General features: G+C 57.7%; 16 protein-coding genes. 8 read left to right on the top strand and 8 right to left on the bottom strand.

Features of this window, described 5'->3' with window-relative positions; translation table 11 throughout:
• Nucleotides 1-187: 187 nt before the first annotated feature.
• A complete protein-coding gene (locus tag ACTG3T_RS00910) occupies nt 188-2422 on the bottom strand; it encodes a winged helix-turn-helix domain-containing protein (protein ID WP_439100382.1) in 2235 nt (744 codons plus the stop codon).
• 165 nt (nt 2423-2587) lie between these two features.
• Between ACTG3T_RS00910 and ACTG3T_RS00905 the strand changes: the two genes are divergently transcribed.
• Both ACTG3T_RS00905 and ACTG3T_RS00900 read left to right on the top strand, forming a co-directional pair.
• On the top strand, nt 2588-3064 hold the full coding sequence (locus ACTG3T_RS00905) for a tetratricopeptide repeat protein (RefSeq protein ID WP_439100381.1): 477 nt from the start codon (nt 2588-2590) through the stop codon (nt 3062-3064).
• 255 nt (nt 3065-3319) lie between these two features.
• Nucleotides 3320-4966 (top strand): alkaline phosphatase D family protein, encoded by a 1647-nt coding sequence (locus ACTG3T_RS00900; RefSeq protein WP_439100380.1) that lies wholly within the window; start codon nt 3320-3322, stop codon nt 4964-4966.
• A 57-nt stretch (nt 4967-5023) separates the two neighbouring features.
• On the opposite strand, the gene ACTG3T_RS00895 is transcribed toward ACTG3T_RS00900, so the two are convergent.
• The 5 genes from ACTG3T_RS00895 to ACTG3T_RS00875 form a co-directional block, all read right to left on the bottom strand.
• Nucleotides 5024-7210: a TonB-dependent receptor gene (locus tag ACTG3T_RS00895; protein ID WP_439100379.1), complete on the bottom strand. Its 2187-nt coding sequence runs from the start codon at nt 7208-7210 to the stop codon at nt 5024-5026.
• 394 nt (nt 7211-7604) lie between these two features.
• A complete protein-coding gene (locus ACTG3T_RS00890; RefSeq protein ID WP_439100378.1) occupies nt 7605-8246 on the bottom strand; it encodes an NrsF family protein in 642 nt (213 codons plus the stop codon).
• Nucleotides 8247-8248: 2 nt separating this feature from the next.
• Nucleotides 8249-8779: a sigma-70 family RNA polymerase sigma factor gene (locus tag ACTG3T_RS00885; protein WP_439100377.1), complete on the bottom strand. Its 531-nt coding sequence runs from the start codon at nt 8777-8779 to the stop codon at nt 8249-8251.
• Nucleotides 8776-9252, bottom strand: coding sequence for a DoxX family protein (locus tag ACTG3T_RS00880; RefSeq protein WP_439100376.1), 477 nt, complete (start codon nt 9250-9252; stop codon nt 8776-8778). The genes ACTG3T_RS00885 and ACTG3T_RS00880 overlap by 4 nt, the downstream gene beginning before the upstream one ends.
• 26 nt (nt 9253-9278) lie before the next feature.
• The gene (locus ACTG3T_RS00875; RefSeq protein ID WP_439100375.1) at nt 9279-9575 is read right to left on the bottom strand and encodes a BufA1 family periplasmic bufferin-type metallophore; all 297 of its coding nucleotides are present in this window, start codon (nt 9573-9575) and stop codon (nt 9279-9281) included.
• 263 nt (nt 9576-9838) lie between these two features.
• On the opposite strand from ACTG3T_RS00875, the gene bufA2 reads away from it, so the two are divergent.
• From bufA2 to ACTG3T_RS00845, 6 genes are all read left to right on the top strand, one after another.
• Nucleotides 9839-10123, top strand: coding sequence for a BufA2 family periplasmic bufferin-type metallophore (bufA2, locus tag ACTG3T_RS00870; RefSeq protein WP_439100374.1), 285 nt, complete (start codon nt 9839-9841; stop codon nt 10121-10123).
• A 98-nt stretch (nt 10124-10221) separates the two neighbouring features.
• The gene (gene bufB / locus ACTG3T_RS00865) at nt 10222-11094 is read left to right on the top strand and encodes an MNIO family bufferin maturase (RefSeq protein WP_439100373.1); all 873 of its coding nucleotides are present in this window, start codon (nt 10222-10224) and stop codon (nt 11092-11094) included.
• Complete coding sequence (locus ACTG3T_RS00860) at nt 11091-11915, top strand: HvfC/BufC family peptide modification chaperone (RefSeq protein ID WP_439100372.1); 825 nt, start codon at nt 11091-11093, stop codon at nt 11913-11915. Before bufB ends, ACTG3T_RS00860 begins: the two co-directional genes overlap by 4 nt.
• A gap of 101 nt (nt 11916-12016) precedes the next feature.
• Complete coding sequence (locus tag ACTG3T_RS00855) at nt 12017-13993, top strand: TonB-dependent receptor (protein ID WP_439100371.1); 1977 nt, start codon at nt 12017-12019, stop codon at nt 13991-13993.
• Between the two features lie 40 nt (nt 13994-14033).
• Nucleotides 14034-14957 (top strand): PEP-CTERM sorting domain-containing protein, encoded by a 924-nt coding sequence (locus ACTG3T_RS00850; RefSeq protein WP_439100370.1) that lies wholly within the window; start codon nt 14034-14036, stop codon nt 14955-14957.
• A gap of 100 nt (nt 14958-15057) precedes the next feature.
• Nucleotides 15058-16269 carry an MFS transporter gene (locus tag ACTG3T_RS00845; RefSeq protein ID WP_439100369.1) on the top strand — a complete coding sequence of 404 codons (1212 nt, stop codon included), beginning with the start codon at nt 15058-15060 and terminating at the stop codon, nt 16267-16269.
• A gap of 58 nt (nt 16270-16327) precedes the next feature.
• On the opposite strand, the gene ACTG3T_RS00840 is transcribed toward ACTG3T_RS00845, so the two are convergent.
• Together ACTG3T_RS00840 and ACTG3T_RS00835 are read right to left on the bottom strand one after the other, a co-directional pair.
• Nucleotides 16328-17938 (bottom strand): AMP-binding protein, encoded by a 1611-nt coding sequence (locus ACTG3T_RS00840; protein WP_439100368.1) that lies wholly within the window; start codon nt 17936-17938, stop codon nt 16328-16330.
• A 144-nt stretch (nt 17939-18082) separates the two neighbouring features.
• Nucleotides 18083-21361, bottom strand: coding sequence for a VPS10 domain-containing protein (locus ACTG3T_RS00835; RefSeq protein ID WP_439100367.1), 3279 nt, complete (start codon nt 21359-21361; stop codon nt 18083-18085).
• Between the last annotated feature and the right edge of the window lie 66 nt (nt 21362-21427).

Genomic DNA, 21427 nt, shown 5'->3' with positions numbered 1-21427 from the left:
GTTACGATCAACGCGTTCGACCTCCAGCTCTGGAAGGCCTAATATATTTCCTGCGTGGGACATCGGTGTTCTCTCCATTAAACGAACTTCGCAAATTCAGTTTAATGAATGCCGGTGTCCCCCTTTTATGATGAAGAGCCGCGGGATGCAACCGCGTTATGATCAATCCGCCCGGGGTCCTACCCAGCTACAAACTGTTATGGCCAGCTTCAGCAGTCAGCCGCTGCAGACGCGCGGCCTCTGCTGCGGCATGGGTCCGAAGCCGCTGCCGGAGAGCCGCGAGCTGCGGTGCCTCGCCGGATAGCTGCGGCAGCATCCACCAGAACGGCAACCAGCCGATATTCAGGGCTTCGGTCAGCGAATCAACGGCTTGTTCATCCTGTCCTTGCAGGAAGTACCACCAGGCTTCCAGACCCCGGGTGCGGAAGTAGGCCGGATAGCTGCTGACTCCTGCTGCGATTGCGTTAGCCATGGGGCCATCAGCCGAATCCTGAAGCGCCAGCAATGCCAGCGCGGGTTGCCCGTTTCGAGGTCGTACCCGGGGTGAAGATGCACTCAGCGCTGGTGCACGATCCAGCAACAGGTCTCGCGCTGCTGCAGTACTTCCTACATTGGCATATGCGGCGCCGACTGCCGGCAACAGTGAATACCGCGTGTTGTGCAGGCCGCTCGCGGTGGCGCTCAGTTCTACCAGGAGTTGGTCATCGGTACGCTCATAAAGCAGCGGTACCAGGCGACGCCAGAGTCTGGCACTGTCTCCATCCCCTTGCAGGGTTGCGGCTTGTTCAAACCAGCGACCGGCGGCTTCCGGGTCATCGATTTCAAGGTATAAAAGGCCGAGGTAGGCCGCGTTCGTCTCTGACGCGGGATCAAGTGTCGCGCAGTGTTCCATGCTGATAATGGCATCGGCCAGGCGACCCTGGGCATGGAATACTGCAGCCTGCCATACCCAGGCCCATGTGTAGTCTGGCGCGATACGGATCGCTTCAGCCAGGGCAGCGCTGGCGGCGGCATGCTCACCGCGGTAGTAGTGAACGATGCCATTGTTGACGTTCACCCAGGGCGACAGCGGGTCGATTTCCAGGGCCCTGGCTGCGGAGGCCAGGGCTGCGTCCGGGGCATTGCGTGCGAGGTTCAGTTCAGCATAGAGATTGTGGGCCACGGCGTTTCGCGGCCGAATTTCCAGTGCCTGTTCGAGGTGCGTAGCGGCCTCGCTGAAGTTGCCGGCAGAGGTGGCGAGGATCGCCCGGGCCAGGTAGGCATCCACCGCCTTGCTGTCCAGCGCCAGGGCCTTTGTGCTTGCTTCCAGTGCGAGTGCGCGGGCCTCATCGGCAGGCATGTACTGGTCGTGAAAGTCATGGCGGGCATAGATGTAGGCCAGGCTGGCGTGTGCCCGGGCAAAGTTCGGGTCCAGGCGTATGGCGTCGGTAAACGCATCCCGTGCCTGATAGAACCAGTTGCTGGTGGTGCCGTTCATCCAGTAGTAGTTGCCCTGGAGGTAACGGCTATAGGCGTCAATGTTGTCGGTGCGGGGCAGCGCCGCCTGGACCTTTGACCGGGTCAGCAGCGTACCTTCCAGAGCCGCGATCACACCGGCAGCGATTTCCTTTTGGAAGGCAAAGATGTTGTCCAGATCCCCGTCGTACTGCTGTGACCACAGGGTTGAATCGCTGGCGACATCGACCAGACGGGCACTGATGCGGAGGTTGCTACCGGCACGCTGGACGCTGCCCTCCAGGACATGCCGTACATCGAGTGCCGCTGCGATGTCGGCGAGGGGCAGGGACTGGTCGCGATAGGCAAAGGATGAATGGCGCGAGGGCACCCGCAGTTCGGGCACGCTGGCCAGTGCATTGAGGAGTTCCTCGGTCACACCGTCCGCGAGATAGGCGCTTTCATCGTCCCCTTCCAGGTGGCGCAGCGGTAGCACCGCCACCGAGGCATCTACCACCGGAGCCTGCGTCGGTAGCAAGGCCAGGGTGAGCGCTGCGAGAAGCGCCAGGCTCGTGAAACCGCCGATCACCAGCCAGCGACGAGCAGGTAGTGCCCGGCGGGTGGCTGGCGCTTCCTGCTGCGATGGCATCGGTCCGTCAACGGAGGCAATCAGGCGGTAGCCGCGCTTGGGTACCGTCTGAATGTAAGCAGGCGGTTTTGAAACGTCGCCCAAGGCCTGACGCAACTGCGAGACCGCGCGGGTCAGGGTTTCTTCCACCACCACCCGGCCCGGCCAGACCGTGGCCAGCAGTTCCTCGCGGCTTACCGTATCACCGGCGCGTTCAAATAGTGCACAGAGCACCAGCATTGCCTTGGGCTCGATGTGCCGGGTTGCGCCATTGACGTGATGCAGCGCATTGGCCCCGGGGTCGACCTGGAAGTCGCCGATCACGAAGCGCCCGGGTTCGGGCCGCGATGCCTCAGTCATGCGCATGGTTCCGGTCGGTGCTCAGCGATTGGTCAATCCTTAGCAATTCATTAGCCTTTTTTTCTTGTTTAATCAGGCCTTTGCGGCGGCCTGAACACAGGATTATCGCCACTCTCACGACGGGAGTACGGGAATCAACCCCATCAATAATACGAGGATTGTACAATGATCAAGAGATTTCCTGTCGCCGCAGCATTCGCTCTTATCGCCTTTGGAACCGCCGTTGACACGGCGTCTGCCAGTACCGCCATGGAGCTGAAGACGTCCCGGGTTGAAGTCCCGGGGACCCGTGAAGTGGAATCCGGTGAGTACCGTAAAGGCATCACGATGCTGGAGACGGCCCTCGAGCGTGCCAAACTGACTGCCGATAAGGCTCCCGTGCTGGTCAACCTGTGCGTTGCCCACGCGGCCATGGGTGAGCTGGAGCGCGCTGCCGGTTACTGTGAAGCCGCGGTGGACAATGGCGTAGATAAAGCAATCGCCTTTAACAACCGTGCGGTAGTGAAGCAACTGCAAGGTGATCTTGAGGCGTCCATTGAGGACCTCGAAAAGGCCAGCCTTGTTAGCCCGGGCAACCGCGTTGTACAGCGCAACCTGGACCGTGCCCTGAGCAGCCGCGCGAGCCTCGTGTCCCAGTCCTGAGCTGCCCCGGCCGGGCAGATCCCTTGCGTTATTGGATCTGCCTGGTCTGACTGAGTACTCACTGTTGTGATCGCTCCTTCTCTTCCAAACTTTTGCGTCAAGTGCGTTTATTGATGTGACTTCCCCCGGGCCACCGTAGCGCCCAGATTCGAAACATTCGTGTCGCCAATCGAATCACATTGTAATCAGTCTGTATTGATTGCAGCGTAATCTCCTTGCGCTAGGTGCAATCAAATCGTTTTGAGGTAACAGACTATGAGTAACAAACCGGTATTCAAGCGGCGCAACGTCATAAAAGGCATGGCCGCTACTCTGGGTGTGCTTTCGCTTCGAGGGTTTTCTGTCAATGGTGAGGAGCCTGTGTACTTTACCCATGGCATTGCCAGCGGTGATCCGCTGTCGGACCGGGTAATTCTTTGGACACGGGTGCTGCCTGGAGATGGTAAGCCCGGTCCGCTCGCGGTAGGTTGGGAAATCGCCAAAGACGCGCAGTTCAAGACCGTTGTAAATAAAGGCACCGCCGTCACCAGTGAGCAGCGAGACTACACGGTGAAGGTTGATGCGACGGGACTCAAGCCGAAGGAGACATATTTCTATCGCTTTAATGCGAGAGGTGCGTTTTCTCCGGTAGGACGCACCCGTACTCTGCCGATGGGGGCGGTCGACGCTTTCACCATGGCGGTATGTTCCTGCTCAAACTTTCCCCAGGGTTATTTCAATGCCTACCGTGACATCGCCGATTCCGAGGTTGATGTCGTGCTGCACCTGGGGGACTACATCTACGAATACGCTGATGGGGTGTACAGCAACCCCGTTGCCGTCGAGGAGCTGGGCCGGCGCGTCGAACCAGCCAGCGAGTTGCTACGCCTGGAGGATTATCGTATGCGCTATGGTTTGTATCGCACCGATGCAGATCTGCAGGCGGCGCATGCAGCGCACCCATGGATCTGTGTCTGGGATGATCACGAACTGATGAACGACACCTGGAAGGGAGGAGCCGAAAACCACAATGAGGGCGAGGGCGACTTTGCAACGCGAATCGCCGCTGCACGCAAGGTCTACCATGAGTGGATGCCCATCCGTACAGGAGCGGAGGGAGATCAGGCGCCGATCTTCCGACAGTTCCCGGTGGGCGATCTTGCCGATATCGTTATGCTCGACACGCGCCTTCATGGCCGTGACAAACAGTTCGACTACTCAGCCGATATCGAGGCCGCCGGCGGACTCGAAGCGTTCATCGAGAATGTACTGTGGGATCCTGAACGCACGATTCTGGGTGCTGACCAGGAGGCCTGGCTGACAGATCAATTGGCCGCCAGTAAGAGCCGGGGCGCAACCTGGCAGGTTATTGGTCAGCAGGTAATCATGGGTCGGGTGGTCATTCCTGAAATACCGCCTGAAGCTCTCGACGGCATCGATGTCCCGGTGCGCACTCGACGCTGGTTCGAAGCCATGGGCCAGCTTGCTGCGGCAAAAATGCCATGGAATATGGATGCCTGGAACGGCTACCCCGCCAATCGTGAACGGGTGTTTAGCGCGATGCTGGAACACGCCAACAATCCCCTCGTGCTCGCGGGGGATACCCACAATGCCTGGACGCTGAACCTCAGCGATAAGGCCGGAACAGCGGTCGGTGTCGAGGTGGGCGTACCCGGTATTAGCAGTCCGGGACTGGAAACTTACCTGCCGCTGCCGCCAGCGGAGATGAGCTCTGCCCTTCTTGCCAGCTCGCCCGAGTTGATCGACGTAGATACGTCCCGCAGAGGTTGGACTGAGGTGACCCTGACACCGGAGGCGATCGTAAGTCAGCATCGTTTTCTGAGCACTGTCCTCAGCAAAGACTTTTCTATCGACCTTGGACCGAAGCAGCGTTGTGAGAAAGGTCAGAAGCGCTTTGCCTGATTTATTTTTGTAAGCTCTGCGCCCGAGAGGAGTTGGGCGCAGAGCAAAACGGGGTAATCAGAACGCGTAGTTGATCGTTCCGACCCAGCTGGCAGGTGTGCCTTCAATGAGCGTGGGCTGCCCATCGTTGCCACCAAAGTTACCGGCATCGATGAGGTAGGACTCGTCGAGAATGTTCTTGCCATAAAGCCCCAGACGAATCTTGTCCGTCAGCTTGTATTCAACACTCAGGTTCAAGAGACCGTATGCCTCCTGCCGACTATCGGGGTCGTTGCTCGGCTCAAAGTAGACGTCGTCCATGTAGGTGTAGCTCAGCACCGCATACAGGTCTTCCCAAGTGAACCGGGCGCCAAGAGAATAGGTGAATTCCGGCGAGTAGCGGAAATTGTTACCCGCGTAGTCAGCAACGAAACCTTCGTCAGTAGTCGCGCCGTACTTCGCATCGTTGGAGCCGAAGCTTGCATAGGCGCCGAGCATTTCATTGAAAGTGTAGTCGCCCTGAAGCTCAAAGCCACTGACATTCGTTGCCTCGGCATTTGCCGTGGTGCCCAAACCAGTCTGAGAGTCCGTCACCTGTACAACCAGGTTCTCGTAGTCAAAGTTAAAATACGCTGCCTGTAACTGGAACTGACCGGTGACCCAGTAGAAACCCACATCATGACTGAACACCGTTTCGCGCTCGACGTCGGAAATCACAATTGTATTCAGCGGCGGCGTTCGTCCTTCCGCGTAGGTGTAATAGAGGCTGAACTCATCCGTCAGCGAATAGTTTGCGCCCACCTTCCAAAGAGGCTCTGCGCTGTCATCAGGATTGCCGTTGAACTCGGTTTCTTCGTCACGCACACCGAGATTCAGCGTGAGATCGTCGGTAACCTGAAAATCGACGCTGGCAAAGAATCCGGTCGTGTCGTTCACCGCCTCGGGAAAGCTGAATTCAACCAGGGTGTCGAGACCGCCGAGGACGGGATCACCGGTCAGGGGGTTAATCGTTGCCGGATTGTTCAAAGTGTATTGGGCCGTCTGCTGTCGCAAATCCTGCAAGGGGTAGTTGCCGGGATAGGTACGATCGTCACTCAGGTCGGCATAACCGGTAGGAGCCACGAACAACGCATCTGCCACATCCCGTGCAACAAAGTACCGAAAGTCTGTGTACAAGGTGTAGTTGGGGTATTGGCTGGTGTTCTCGAGGTCGTTGTAACCAACGAAAGCACTGATCCGGTCGCTGTCCCAGCGCAAGAACAACTCATGACCCTTGAACTCTGAATTGTAATTGTAATCCCGTTCGTCGAGCTGGATCGGCGCACCGTCTGCATCGAAGTACTCATACAGCTCACCGTCGTTGTAGTAGCCGTTATAGTTGATACTGATGTTGTCGGTCACCTGAAACGCTGTCTTTAGCTGATAAATTGAGATTTGACGGTCGATCGTGGTGTCCGTCGGCCCAAAGTCAACTGGCGATGACGGGCCAGCGACACCGCCATCTTCCCGGTAATACTGGCTGTTAAAGCCGATGCCCGGGCCGTCATTGTCTTCGTAAGCCACGATGAAATCACCACTGAATCGCTCGTATTCCGCCGAAGCAGTAAAACGCAGGTTCGTGCCTAAGCGGGCGTTAAGGTCTTCACCGGAAAGGTTTTCTGAGTAGCCATCGCGATCTGCCGAGAACCCTGCGAAACGTAATGCCAACCAGTCCGTGACGGGTACGTTGATCATGCCCTCGAAACGGACCTCGTTAAACGATCCATAGCCGGCACCAACGCTCGCCTCAAACTTCTCAAGATTGGCCTTTTTAGAGACAACATTAACCGCGCCATTCACCGCGAAGGAGCCGAAGGCCGTGGGCTGTGGTCCCTTCAGGACCTCGACGCGCTCGATGTCGTGGAGAAACTGGCCCGAAAAATTCCTGTCGGTCACATTAAGGCCGTTGAAGAAGGATCCGAGCTTTTGCTCCCCGTCCTCATTGCCGATGCCCCGGATAGTGAAGCTCTGGCCACCCACCGCCTGCTCCTGTATGAGCATGTTGGGGATGAAGTTTGCGATCTGATTGAGTTCGCGTAGGTTCTCGCGCTCAATGAACTCAGAGTTCAGCACATTGGTGGTCGTGGACACGTCAAGAATCGACTTTTCGACTCTTTCCGCGGTCACCACCACGACTTCAACTGTCATTTCTTCCAGGGCCTGCGCAGAGACCTGGGCGGCCACCGCCATTGAGATGGCGGGAACGATTAATCGTCGCTGAAACATACAAAATTCCTTTTAGAACGAACGGGAGGACGGGGAGAAACCAACCGGACGCTATTTAAAGGCCGGATTGTGAAGGCGAGAAGTCAACGCTGTGACGTTTTTGTTACTCGGTTGCGTTGTTTAGGAAACGACCAGCGTAATTTGCTGCGGGGGATGAACGTCTGACGATGGGCAGAGGTGTAAAAAACTGCCGAATAGGGGATGGCTATTGGAAATGAGGGAATTGCCTTAAACCTTGAGGCATATCAAATTTGCAAAGCCCGGCCATGACCGTAGCACCGGTGATGTACGGCATTTTGATGTTGCTGCCTTTGTTTGCGTACCTGGCTGCGCTAAAGGTCCTCGGTAAGTCTCCTGCGGTTTGAATCAGCCTGTTCCGCAAGTCATCAATGGCTTACCAGCGAAGCAGTGCGGGCAGCAGAAAGCGGCCAATCAAGGCACCCGCAAGCACCGGTGCCACATGCCATAGGCCCAGATGAATAGCGCCGTCCAACGGGCAGGCCAGTCCGTATGCCGCTGAGCCCAGTGCGGTGGCAGCAATGCCCAGGTGCAGTCCTGCGGTCGCTGGCGCTACCGGTGCACCCCGGCGCAGCCACATAAACAGCGCCACCGCTGTGAGGGAGGACGCAAGCATTGTGGCACCAAAACACTGGAGTCCGTGGAGATCGGTGACGAGTTCCAAGGGATGCTCGTGCCCCGCAAGCGCAATAAATGCAGCTATGGGAAGCACGGTGACCATCAATGAGGCCCAGCGGGGGCCGTCATGCTCATTGCCCACGCGCGGATTGGCCATTTGTATGACGCTGCTGGCGGCTGCGCAGCCCAAAATAAGCAGCAGACCGTTGGTGACCACGAAAAACATCGAAGCGTCACCAGTGAATAGGCCACTCCACAATCCGGGAAGCAACGCGACCCCAAGTACGGTGCCAACGACGGCAGCGATAACAAGCAGGATACCGTCCCGCATTTTCAGGGGGCTCGCCGGCTGCAGGTCCTCTGCCATTTGTTCAATCAGTGAATTGGTTGGGCGATCCATTGCTAGTTTGCCTTCTCTGGTAGGGCGGAGAGTTTTTTCAGCCCACGATGAATATTGATCTTCACGGCCGCTTCGGACATGCCGCTTTTGCTTGCTGCCTGTTTGATGGATAAGCCTTCGATCTTGACCCAGCTAATTACCTCCGCCTGGGCATTGGGAATCTGGGCCAACATGCGATCCAGACTCAGCCGCGCAATAATGGACTCCTCCTCGCTGGCAAAGGGTAGATCTGCATTAGTCAGCTCTTCTTCTGCTTTGCGATACACCGTGCGGAGGTGATCGATCCAGCGGTAGCGCGCGATGGCCGCCAGCCAGGGCAGAAAAGGGCGCGTCGGGTCATAAGACGCGCGTTTCTTATGTACGGCGATCAGTACTTCCTGTACCAGATCATCGCCATGTCCCGGTGCACAGCGACGACTGAAAAATCGCTCCAGCCATCGCTGCACCTCTGTCAGCAGCGCCGTGTACGCCTGTTTATCGCCTCGCTGAGCAAGACCCATGAGGCGCGACAGCGTTGCTTCGTCAGCAATCAAGCCGGCGCACTCGAACGAACCCGTCGGAAGCGACTTATCAGGCTATCCAGTGATAACCCGCCGCCCCCTTCCGATAGTAAAATCAGGGAGAGCGCAGCCCAAAGACTGTGTACCTGCCACCAGGCATCGGGGTAGACGAAGAACTGGATGGTCATAGTCATCAGTAAGAGCCCCAGTGCCGAAAAACGCGTCCCCAGACCCAGCACCAGCAGCACTGGAAATGCATGCTCCGCGTAGGTTGCCAGGTACATGGAAAGCTCGCTCGGCAACGGTACGCCACTGTACTCCTGTTCAAAGAGGAAGCGTGTGGTACCGCTGATGCTTAAGAGACTTTCCTCTTCAACCTTGGTCCGCCCGGCGCGCCAAAACACGCCGGCCAGGGAGACACGGCAGAGTAGCAGCGCCGTCCCCCTAAAAAAATGGCCCGAAAGGAGACTGGTCACCCGGTCGTAATAGCTTAGGGGCGAAAACATGATTATCTCCTGCCGGGAAATGGGCCTCAGCGCTCGATGGGTGTCAGTGAGCCGTTACCTTTGGGCGTCTCGATACGCTCACAGGTGCCTTTCTTCACAAGCTTCCAGGCGTTGCCCTGATAATCGCGCGTTGAACTTCCGGAGCAGCTGGTGCCGGGGCCCGCTGCACAGTCGTTCTGACCGGCTTTTGCTACGCCGTAGCACTTTTCCATGGCATTGGCCTGCGCAGCGGCGGGGGCTGCATTGATACCTGCAACGATGCCGGCAGCCAAGGCCAGGGGAGCAATCTTGCTCAGGTCGCGTCGATGGTTACGTGGTTTCATGGTGTTCTCCTTTCTCTTTAGTTGATTAACCTCCCCGCATGCGATGCCCCTGTGGCAATCATTATGCGGTAGATGCATTGGAATTCGTTCCGTCGACGCATTTGGTTACAGATTTTTGAAAAAATTGATTTCTTTTTTTTCTTGCCGCTGGCTGTAACCAACACCCTCGCCGTAGCGAATACCTTTATGTCCATCGCGAGAACACTTTTGAAAAAACGAACGACAACACCACAAGCAATTCAATTACCTGAAAGGAACTAGCCATGAACAAGCAAAGCGTCTTTGCGGCTACTGCCGCTGCCATCGCACTCTCCTCTCTCGCAGCGCTTGCGGCAGAGCCGCCTGCAGGCAGCAGCGGCCGTGCCATCGCTAGCAGCGATACTGTCCACTGTTACGGCGTCCATGACTGTGCGGGTAATGCGGACTGCGCCACGACAGAGAACGGGTGTAAAGGTATGAACGCCTGTAAGGGTCATGGCTTCCAGGCTCTTGAAGCAGGCGCCTGCCTAACGCGTGGCGGCACCATCGGTGACCTTAGCGGCGAGTAATCCTGAGCCAATGTGATTTTCAGGCTATCAATGCACCAGCGGTCCGGCTGCGCTCTAAGGAGAGGGCGACGCCGGATCGCCTACATGGGATCACTGCGATGAAACGCATTACAGAAAAAGCGGGTTATGGGATCGGTCTTCGCCGCGCCCACTACGAAAATTTTCTTGCGGGGTCTGTACCCGTCGATTTCGTGGAGGTGATTTCAGAGAACTATATGGTTGATGGCGGCAATCCTCTGCGCGTACTTGAAAGCGTGCGCAGGGATACGCCGGTCATACTCCATGGGGTTTCCATGTCCATTGGTTCTGCCGATGGTCTCGATGATGGTTATTTGCAGGGACTAAAACGCCTTGCAGAGCGCATCGAACCGCTATGGGTGTCTGACCATATCTGCTGGACGCGCACCAGCGCCCACAATAGTCACGACCTTCTACCGCTGCCTTACACTGCGCAAGCGCTGGACGTGGTTTGCAAAAATATTGAGCACGCTCAGGACGTTCTTGGGCGAGAACTGGTGCTTGAGAACCCCTCAAGCTACCTCACCTTCCCTTGCGATGAGATGACTGAGTGGGAGTTCATTGCGGCTATCACAAGACGCACGGGCTGCCAGCTCCTCCTTGATATCAATAATGTCGTTGTAAGTGCTCACAATCACAATTTTTCTGCCGATGAGTACATCGCAGGTTTGCCCCTGGAGCGTGTGCGACAGGTGCATCTTGCCGGTCATAGCGACGGCCAGATCAAAATCGATACCCATGACCAGCCGGTATGCGACGTAACCTGGGATCTATACGCCAGGACCCGGCCTCTTCTGGGCGAGGTTGCCGTCATGATTGAGCGTGACGATAAGCTCCCAACGCTGGATGAATTGCTTGGAGAGCTCACCGTTGCCAGAAATCTCGCCAGTGCCGATTCCATAGCGCACCAGCACGAACCAGATATTACTGTCGAAGACCGGATTGCCTCATGAGGAATACAACGCTCGCCACGCAGCAGGAGGATTTTATGGCCATGCTGTTGGACGACTCCCGGGATCTACCCGCTGGCATGGAAGCGCAGCGCGTGGATATCTACCGAAACGCCTACCGAGCGCGTCTGGTCGATGCCCTTCGCGAAACCTACCCGAGGACAGCACGTTGGGTCGGGGCAGAAGCCTTTGCCCGGGCCGCCGCTCACCACGTCATCAGCTTCCCGCCGTCGAGTTGGACCCTGGATGCCGTCGGTAAGGGCTTTCCCGAAACCCTCAAAGAGCTGTTTTATAAAGACCCGGAAGTCAGCGAACTGGCCTGGTTGGAGTGGGCTATGCATCTGTGTTTTGTCAGTTGCGATGCCACGCCTCTGGACGCTGCCGGGTTTACTAAAGCGACTGAAAGTTTTGAGGATGACGACTGGGCCATGATGCGCCTGAGATTTATGCCCGGCACTCAGCAGGCGTCAATGGAGCATCGCATCGACAAGCTCTGGCGCAGTCTTCTCGAGGAAGACAGTGATGCCAACACTCAGGCAAAGGACGCCAGGAGCGAGCCTACAGGCGTTGACTTCCGCAGTGGCGAGTCCCTCGCTTGCGTCGTTTGGCGTCAGGCCTACACCCCTGCGGTACTTCCGGTCACTGCCGTCGAGGGGAAGTCTCTGGCGACGATGCTGGAAGGAGCCGCCTATGGTGAGCTTTTTGCGGTGTTGGCAGATGAGCTGGGCGAGGCAGCGGCTGCAAGCGAGGCTGGCGCGATGCTGGGCCGCTGGTTGAGCCACGGTCTGCTCGTGGGCATCAGCCTGGGTCCGAACGGAGAGTAGCGCCGCTAGCCGACGGAACAACTCGACAGTGAAGCTGCGGCCGCTTTATCCTAGGCTTCTGCCACCATCTCAACCCCATTCCCATCCGAGGCTTTTAGTAGGTGATTGTGATCTCCATCCCAGCAGGCATGCCGCGAGTCCCGAAAATTATTCCTTTATCGTCGCTAGCGCCTGGCGTCCGGCTACTGACCGCGGGGCTCTGCCTGGTCCTAGCTGAAGGCGTCAGCGCTCAGCGCGCCGCCGAGAACGTCGTCCGTGCCGCGGCAGACGCCTTTGGATCCAGTGTGGGAGATGAACAGATTGGTCTCTACAGCACCAGCAATGTTCGCGGCTTCAGTCCCACCGCGGCCGGCAATATTCGCATAGATGGCCTCTTCATCGATCGGCAGTCCGGCTTTAGCGATCGCCTGGTTTCGGGCTCGCAGATTCGCGCCGGGCTCGCAGCGCAGGGCTATATGTTGCCCGCGCCCACAGGTATTGCCGATTTCTCCTTGCGTCGCGTCGCGGAGGAACCCGTACAAAGCGTCATTTTGGAGCGCAGTCGCTACGGTGGTGTTCGACTGGCAGCGGACCTGCAGGCACGGCTGGCCGAAGGCGTAGAGGCGGCCTTCGGCATGGGTTATGAAGAGGACGAGGAGGGCAACGGTACCAACGATATTGCTGCCAGTGCCGGGGGTAATCTCCGCTTTACGCTGCAGCCTGATGCGGATGTCACGGTCTTTGCTGATTATGTGGAGGAGATTGAAAATCAGTTCTCCCAGCGCTACTTCACGGCGGGGCCCTATGAGCCACCGGAGGTTACGCCCCTGAAGTTTGTCGGCCAGCCCTGGGCAAAGTTCACGGGCCCTCGCTACAACGTGGGTGTGCTGGCGAACTACCGGCCCGGTGACTGGGAGTATCGCCTGGGGATGTTCCGCTCCAGTCGTGAATGGGATCAGCAGGCAAACGTGCTTTACACAGACGTGCAGCCCGATGGTTCAGCGCGTCGCCGGTCTGCTCTGGGTCCATCGACAAAATTGTTGTCTGACTCCCTCGAAGCGAGGATTACTCGCCATTTTTATGAAGGTAACCGCCGACATAGTCTCACGGTGAATGTGCGCGCGCTGGATCGCAGCAGGGATTACGGCGGCACCGTGGGCATCGATCTTGGTGATGCGAATATCGATGAGCCTGTGTACTTTGAGCGGCCTGACGTGGAGGTGGGTGAGCAATCGCAGGAGTCTGTGGAGCAGATTGCCCTGGGTTTAAGCTACGACCTTCGCTGGGAGGATGCGGGTCAGCTCAACATTGGCATTCAGCAGTCCGATTATTCTCGCAAAGTCATCGTACCCGGCAGCAAAGACCTGGCTGACGACGAGAGCCCCGTGCTCTACAACGTCAACGCGAATGCGCCTATTGGTGAACGGGTGGTGATTTATGGCGGTATCGTCAGAGGCTTCGAAGAGAGCCCCGTGGCGCCCATTAGTGCCATTAATCAGAATGAGGCGCCACCAGCGGCGCAGACGCAGCAGATCGATGCGGGTGCCCGCATGACCCTTGGTGATCTCACCGCGGTTGCCGGCGTCTTTGAGATCGAGAAGCCTTTCTTTGGCTTTGACGAAGACCGTTTTTTTGGTGCGCAGGGTATGCAGATCAATCGTGGCGTTGAGTTCTCCGTCGCCGGGCCGGTAACAGAGACGCTGCAGTTAGTCCTTGGTACGGTTTTTTACGATGTGATCCTCACTGGCGATGCTGTGGACTCCGGTGCGCTTGCGGACAGTCCGGCGGGGGCTATTAGTCGCTCCAGCACACTGAACCTTGATTATCGTCCCCCGTGGGCGCCAGGGTGGTCCTTCGACCTTGGCGTTACCAGCCGCGGCGAGCAGAACGCTGATTCCCAGGGGCTGGTCACGATCGACCCCTATACGCTTTTCGATCTCGGGCTGCGCCGGCAGTTTTCCTTCGCCGAAAACGATGTGGTCATTCGAGGACGGCTGACCAATGTTTTTGACGAGTTTGCCTGGAATGCCGGTTCCACGGGGGCCTATCGCTACATTCCTCCCAGAGCTCTCAGCGTCTCATTGCGGATGGATATTTAGCAGTCGTCGTTTGTCCATTCATAGTTTTGGAGATTCATGAATGAAATATCGCGCTGCAATGGTATTGCTACTTTTATCGAGTAGCGTCGCTCAGGCTGCCGCGCAGGAAAAAACCCTTCTGTTTATCGGCAACAGTTTTACCTTTGCTTACGGCTCCGCCGCCTGGTTTTGGGGTGCAGCTAGAGTGACGGATTTGAACGGTCAGAACGTTGGCGGCGTGCCCGCGCTGTTCGAAGCCTTTACGGAGCAGGCGGGCCTTGCCTGGGACGTGTCTCTCGAGACTCACCCCGGTGCGGATTTTGCTTTTCATCTTCGTGAGAAACAGGTCGAGATCACCTCTCAACCCTGGGATGTTGTGGTGGCGCACAGCTACAGCACCCTCGATGCGGAGGCTCCCGGTGATTCCAGGAATTTATTAAGGACCGGGGAAGAACTCGCCGGTTTACTTCAGCGCACAAACCCGGATGTGATTTTTTACGTCACGGCGACCTGGTCAAGGCCAGACCTGACCTACCGGCCGGGGTCGCACTGGTCCGGCAAACCCATCGAGCAGATGGCCCTTGATGTGAGTGAGGGCTACGAACAATTAGCCCGCGAAGTGCCTGGCGTTGCCGCCGTCAATCCGGTAGGCAAGGCGTTCAATCGTGCAATCCGAACCGGAGTGGCAGACGGCAATCCCTACGACGGTATTGATGTGAACAAGATCGATCTGTGGACCTGGGATCATTACCACGGCAGCAGCTACGGCTATTACCTGGAGGCACTGGTGGTGTTCGGGAATGTTACCGGCGTGGATCCCCTGGCGCTTGGAGACGGAGAGTGCGCGGCTTTTGAGCTCGGACTGTCCCGCGCTCAGGCCGTGGCGCTGCAGCAGGTGGCGCACGATGAACTCGCCGCGGCGGGCGTAGCATTGAGAACTCCCAAAGCGATGACGCCGCTTCCCTGGGCGACGCCCTGCGGATGAGCCGCTCACCGCGCTTCGCAGACTCGAAGTAAAACATCGACATTAAAAAGTCGAGCTATAAGCCGAGGTATAGTTCACCCTTTCAAATCGCGGAACTGAAATGGCAATAAGTTCGCTCCCCAGAGTGGTGTGGCTCTACACCCTAATCCAATCGCTGGCCGTAAGCGTTGGCAGCATGATGGTGATTGTCGGCGGCGTACTGGGTGCAACACTGGCCCCTGAGCCAGCCTATGCGACCCTCCCCGTTGCGGTGATGATATCGGGCACTGCAGTCAGCGTGCTTCCCATTACCCGACTCATGCGTCGCTTTGGCCGTAAACCTGTATTCCTGGCTGTCACCATGGTGGGAGTGGTCGCCTCGTTGGTAGCTGCGCTGGCGGCCAGCGACCTGAGCTTTCTCCTGTTTTGCAGTGCCGCCCTCGGTTTTGGATGTGCCTTGGCGGGCATTCAGCAGCTGCGTTTTGCTGCGATGGAGGCCGTGCCCACGCACCTGGTGCCCAAGGCGGCGTCTACGGTGTTACTCGGAGGATTGGCAGCAGCCATCATAGGGCCTCAGCTAGCGACCAGCGGCAGAGATTTAGTTGGGGCTGAGTTTGTCGGTACGTTTTTGTTGATGGCAGGCATCTGTGGTGCATGTACTTTACTTTTTTTATTTGCCCCATCATCCCGAGCACAGGCCGGCGAGATATCCGGTGATGTTCGTTCCCTGCGGGAGATGCTTGGCAACCCTACACTGGTCATGGCCATTGTTGCTGCAGTGGGTGGCTATGGTTTGATGAGCTTTATCATGACCGCTACACCTGTGCATATGCATGTGTACGAGGGCCACAGCCTGGATCAGACGAAACTGGTGATCCAAAGTCATATTTTGGCGATGTTCCTGCCGTCGTTTTTCAGCGGCTGGCTAATCAGTCGGTGGGGGGCTGCCAAAGTGATAGTAGCGGGTTTGCTGGCCTATGCGATGACGGTCCTATTGGCCTTAACGGGGAGCGCCATCCTTAACTATTGGACTGCGCTTGTGCTGTTGGGCGTAGGCTGGAATTTTCTGTTCCTGGCCGGTACCACCTTGCTGCCAATGACTTACGCTCCCGCGGAGCGATTCAAGGTGCAGGGGCTCAATGAGATGCTGGTGTTTGGGTTTCAAGCCATCGCTGCCCTGTCCGCGGGTGCGGTGCTGCACTGGCTGGGCTGGCAAAACCTCTTGCTGGCCTGCATACCCTTGATTCTGTTGTTGCTACTGACGCTGCTGTGGTGGCAAAAATCCCAAAACGCGACAGGCCCCATCATAGTCCAGTCTGAAACAGGCCTTTGACTTACGGCCTTACCGCCTTACGGCCTTACCGCCTTGTGGGAGCGTGGGTGTTTGCCTTTCAATCTCGACCGAGCGCTGCGGTAGCCACAGCTTTTAAGCGTTTGTAGTCGACCTTGCCGTTGGCTGCGCGGCCAATGCTGTCGATGGGAACGACATGTCGTGGCGCTTTGTAAGCGGCTAAGGTCTGTCGAACGTGAGCGATGAGATCTTCGCTATCGACAGATGTACCGGGCTGCGTTTCCACAACACCGACCACTGACTCTCCGAAAGTATCGTCGGGCACGCCTACGGCAACCGCATCGTGAACATCACGATGGGTTTTCATCGCCTCTTCCACTTCTTCGGGGAAGATTTTTTCGCCGCCGCTGTTAATGCAGACCGATCCGCGGCCAAGGAGGATAATACGCCCATCGACGTCCACCATGGCAAAGTCACCGGGGCAGGAATAGCGCTCGCCATCGATTTCCAGAAAGGTACGAGCGCTTTTTTCCGGATCCTTGTAGTAGCCAAGGGGTTGTCGACCGCCTACGGCGATACGACCCACTTCTTCGCTACCGGCCTTTACCGGCTGGTTGTTATTGTCGATAACAATGGTCTCAGGGCTCATCTCAAAACGTGCCGTGCTCGCCGCGGCGCCTGCCGCAGAGACTGAAGATCCCATGCCCAGCGCCTCCGATGATGAAAATGCGTCCATGAGCATCATGCCCGGATGGTGCTCCAAGAGACGTTCCTTGCTCTCCTGGCTCCACATGACGCCTGATGAAACGACTCCTTGCAGTGATTTGAGGTTCCAGCGACCGGGTTCGTTATCGAGGGAGCGAAGGATGGGCTTGGCAAAAGCATCGCCGACGATGGCCAGAGAATTCACCTGCTCCCTTTCAATAGTATCGAGGAGTTCCGCCGGGTCGAAGTGGCGATTAGTGAGAGTGACGATACTGCCGCCGCCACACAAAGTGCTCAGGCAGGGGAAGTTCCCGGTACCGTGCATTTGGGGGCAGGAGGGAAGGAAGCGACTGCCCGGCGATGTAAAGCTGCCGCGCAGATCGCTGGCGTTGCCGGCATCTTCGAGAGGGTTGCCGAGCGTGGCGGTCAGTTTGACGGCGAGATCGTCCTGTCGCCACATCACACCCTTGGGCATCCCGGTGGTGCCGCCGGTATAAAGAAAATTTAAATCGTCACCGCTTCGCCCCCAGCTTGGCAATACGCGGTCGCAGATTTTGCTGGCGACGGTTTCATAGTCGCTTGCCCACTCGGGGCAGGGGCCGCTGCCATCGTCGACGAAAAGCCAAACGCGCACCTTCGGGAGTCGGTCGCGGATCGCTTCGATGGTGGCGGCAAACCCCCCGTGGAAAACGACTGCGCCAGCATCGGCGTTGTCCCAGAGATACAGCAACTCATCGGCGGTGTAACGATAGTTAGTGTTTACCGGTACAAAAGCGCCTTTGAAAGCGGCGTACATGGACTCCAGGTATTCATTGCCGTTGTAAAGATACTGCGCCACTGCCTGCTGACGTTCGAGGCCGGCGTCAATGAGGAATTGCGCAAGGCTATCGGCTCGCTTGTCGAACTCCTGCCAGCTTCGACGTGTATCTCCGTGTATCAGGCAGGTGGTGTCGCCCAGCTCATCGGCGGCGACTTCCCAGATGTCCGCAAAATTCCAGTTACCCATAATGTCAGCTCCCGTCTTGTCGTTATTGTGCTGCGAGTTATGACTGCTGGGGGTGCTGTTCGTCAAGCGTTGAGTGCTTTCAAGGGAGACAAAAAACCCCGCGAGAGCGGGGTTTGATGAAGTGCGGATTGCCGTTACCCAGGTTTAGTTAAGACGAACACCCTCAACGTAGGGGGCGCCGGCTTCAACCAGCGCCTCACCGAGTTCCTCGATAGATGACTCCGCGCTTTCCAGTTCCTTGCGCAGCGACGCCATCGCCTTGTTGGCAAGCGCCAACTGCTGCTGGCTGGTTTCTGTGGGTCCATAGAGGGAGCGATAAACTGTCCGCTCCACGGCAAAGAGGCGCTGGGCGATGGTGGTGCGGGTTTTTTCGCCCACTTCCAGTTTGGCCGGATTGCCGTTGATCTCTGCGTTCAGCGTATGCAGCGTCTCACGTAGCTGATGTACGCGCGTATCAAGCCCACCGGTATCCGCACGAGAGAGCGCCAATGCTTTGCCCATGGCGTCAACGCGGTCAATGGCGTTCGCAAGCTCCAGATCAAGCCTGGATGCTTCCCGCGTGGCATCTTCCCAGGCGCGCCAGAATGCGGCGACATCCTCATCAGACGCCCCGGGTAGGGCACCTTCGTAGAGACGTTCCACGTCGAACTCGATGGGGTCATCGAGCTGGCTCACCTGTCCGTCCACGCGCTTGTAGAGCGTAGCCGTGTAGCTGCCGGGGGCAGCCATGAGTCCCATGGGGGGCTCATCGTCATTCTTGGCGTTGAGGGTGATTACCTCGGGAGCGGGGTAGCGAAGATCCCAGGCTATGCGATGAAAGCCCTTGTCTTTGGGGCCTTCGATGCGGCGTACTACGTTACCCTGTGCATCCCTGACAACGACCAGAACAGCGGGCTCTGCTTGCATCGCCTCTTTGCCCAAGGCATCCCAGCCTGGGAACGGGATGTTCTTGCCGTCGGCCTCCATGGGTTCTTCTGCGGCCTGGCGCGCTTCGCTCAGCGTCGACAGTCCCTCATTCAGGTGGTAGGTAAAGACCGCACCGAAGTCTGGGTTGGGTGCCACGTAGTGCGAGGCCCCCTGGGAGCCTTTGAGATCATCAAAATCGAGATCGGAGCGTGGGATGTACAGCCACGCGTTGCGGGTCGAGTAGAGCGAGCCTTCCTGTTTGAGGGAGGCTTCGCTGACTTCGCGCAGGGCACTGTAATCATCCAGAATGAAAAATCCTCGGCCGAAGGATGCGCCTACCAGGTCGTTCTCCCGCCGCTGGATGGCAAGGTCCCTGAAGCTGATCGTGGGTACGCCGCCTTCAAGCTCGATCCACTGCTCACCCGCGTCAATGGAGAAGAAAACACCAAACTCCGTTGCGGCGAATAACAGCTCGGGCTTCTCATGATCCTGCACCATGCGCCAGACCAGATGCCGCTCCGGCAGGTCATCGCTGATGGACTCCCAGCTCCGTCCGCGGTCGGTGCTTTTGACCAGATAGGGCGCGTAGTCCCCGTACTTGTGATTATCAAGGGCCACGTAGACGATGTCCGGGTCGTGGAGATCCGCTTTGATATCGTTGATGAAGGCGCGCTTGGGTACGCCCATGCGGCTGACCTCGACGCTTCGCCAGCTTTTACCGCCATCCTCGGTGACCTGCAGCAGGCCATCGTCCGTGCCTGCATAGATCAGCCCCTCTTCCAGGGGAGATTCTGACAAGGAGGTGATGGAGTTGTAATTGGACATGGCCAACACGTCCCAGGACGAGTCCCAGCTCTGTTGACGCCCCATAATCGGTAGCTCAAAGCGCTCTTCGTTGCGGGTGAGATCGCCGGAGATTGCCCGCCAGCTGTCACCGCGGTTGTCCGAGCGCCAGACTCGCTGGCTGGCGAAGTAAATGCGCGCCGGGTCGTGAGGGCTGACATGAATGGGCGCATCCCAGTTAAAGCGTTCGTAGGCTTCGTCTTCGCCCGCCTGCGGTTGAATATCCACAACTTCGCCGGTGGTCATATCGATGCGCGACAGCGCGCCCTCCTGGCGTTCGGCATAGACGATATCCGGATTGCCTGGCTCCGTGGCCGGTGCATGCCCATCCCAATTGAGCACCAGGCTCCAGTCAGAATTGCGAATACCGTTGACGCTGTCGGTGCGTGAAGGGCCGCCCTGGGTGCCGTTATCCTGAGTGCCGCTGTATATGTTGTAAAAGGGCTCGGCATCATCTACCGCCAGCTTGTAGAACTGGGTAACCGGCAGATTGGGCATGTAGCGCCAGTTCGCTGCCAGATCGAAGCTTTCGTAGACCCCGCCATCGGTGCCCAGCAGCAGGTACTCCGGATCACTGCGCTTGAACGCCAGGGCATGGTTGTCGCCATGGCGATGCTCACGGTTCACCGGTCCCCAGGTTTTACCACCATCGAGGGATTGCTTCATGGAAGCATCCATCATGTACAGATGATCAAAGCGGTGCGGTGAGGCGTAAAGCTCCACGTAATAATGGGGGCCTGTTCCGCCGGAGATGACCTCCGACTGCTGGGTCCAGGACTCGCCACCATCCAGGGACTTCCAGGTGCCGCCTTTGCGCCGATTGAGCTCAATGGCAGCGTAGACAACATCTGGATGCTGCGGAGATATCGCCAGGCCAATCTTGCCCATTTTGCCTGCGGGAAGTCCCCCGGTTAGTTGTTTCCAGCTATCGCCGCCGTCTTCGCTGCGATAGATAGCGGATTTCGCGCCGCCGTCCATTACCGCGGCCACGGTGCGATGGTGTTGCCAGGTGGCGGCATAGATTCGCTCGGGATTTCGGGGGTCGATGGCAATATCGGTAACACCGGTGAAGGCCTCATCACCGAGGGTTTTAGTCCAGGTAGTTCCCCCGTCCGTTGACTTGAAGAATCCGCGATCGCCCCCCGGGCTCCATAGCGGCCCTTGTGATGCGACGTAGATGACATCCGGGTTTTCCGGGTGGACGATGATCTCGCCAATGTGCTGTGAGTCTTCAAGACCCATATTCGTCCAGTTCTTGCCGCCATCGGTGGACTTGTAGATGCCGTCTCCGAAGGCGAAGTGGCGGCCACCGCCGTGTTCACCGGTGCCTACCCAGACCGTGTTGCTGTTGTTGGCATCCAGGGCCACCGCGCCAATAGAGTAGGAGCCCTCGTCGTCAAAAACCGGTTCGAAGGTGGTGCCGGCATTGACTGTTTTCCACACACCGCCGGAGCCCACTGCCACGTACCAGGTGTTCTCGTCCTGGGGATGAATGGCGAGGTCCGCGATACGCCCGGAACGCACCGCCGGGCCGATGTTGCGCAGGGTGAGGCCTTTGAAGGTGGCCTCCGATAGGAGTGCCGTCTGATCATTGTCTACAGCCGCGACAGCGCCACCAAAGGTGAGGCCAAGGGTGAGTGGAATTGTGGAAAGGATGCTTCTAAACATTCTCATATAGAGTCACCTGTTTGGGTAATGCGTAGAACGAAATATTCGCATAATACTCTTGGCCGAGCTACG

Origin of the sequence: Congregibacter sp. (assembly GCF_965660375.1) — a bacterium.
In the GTDB taxonomy this organism is placed as follows: domain Bacteria; phylum Pseudomonadota; class Gammaproteobacteria; order Pseudomonadales; family Halieaceae; genus Congregibacter.
Note: the sequence above shows the minus strand (reverse complement) of the source record. Positions and strands in the feature narration are given on the sequence as shown.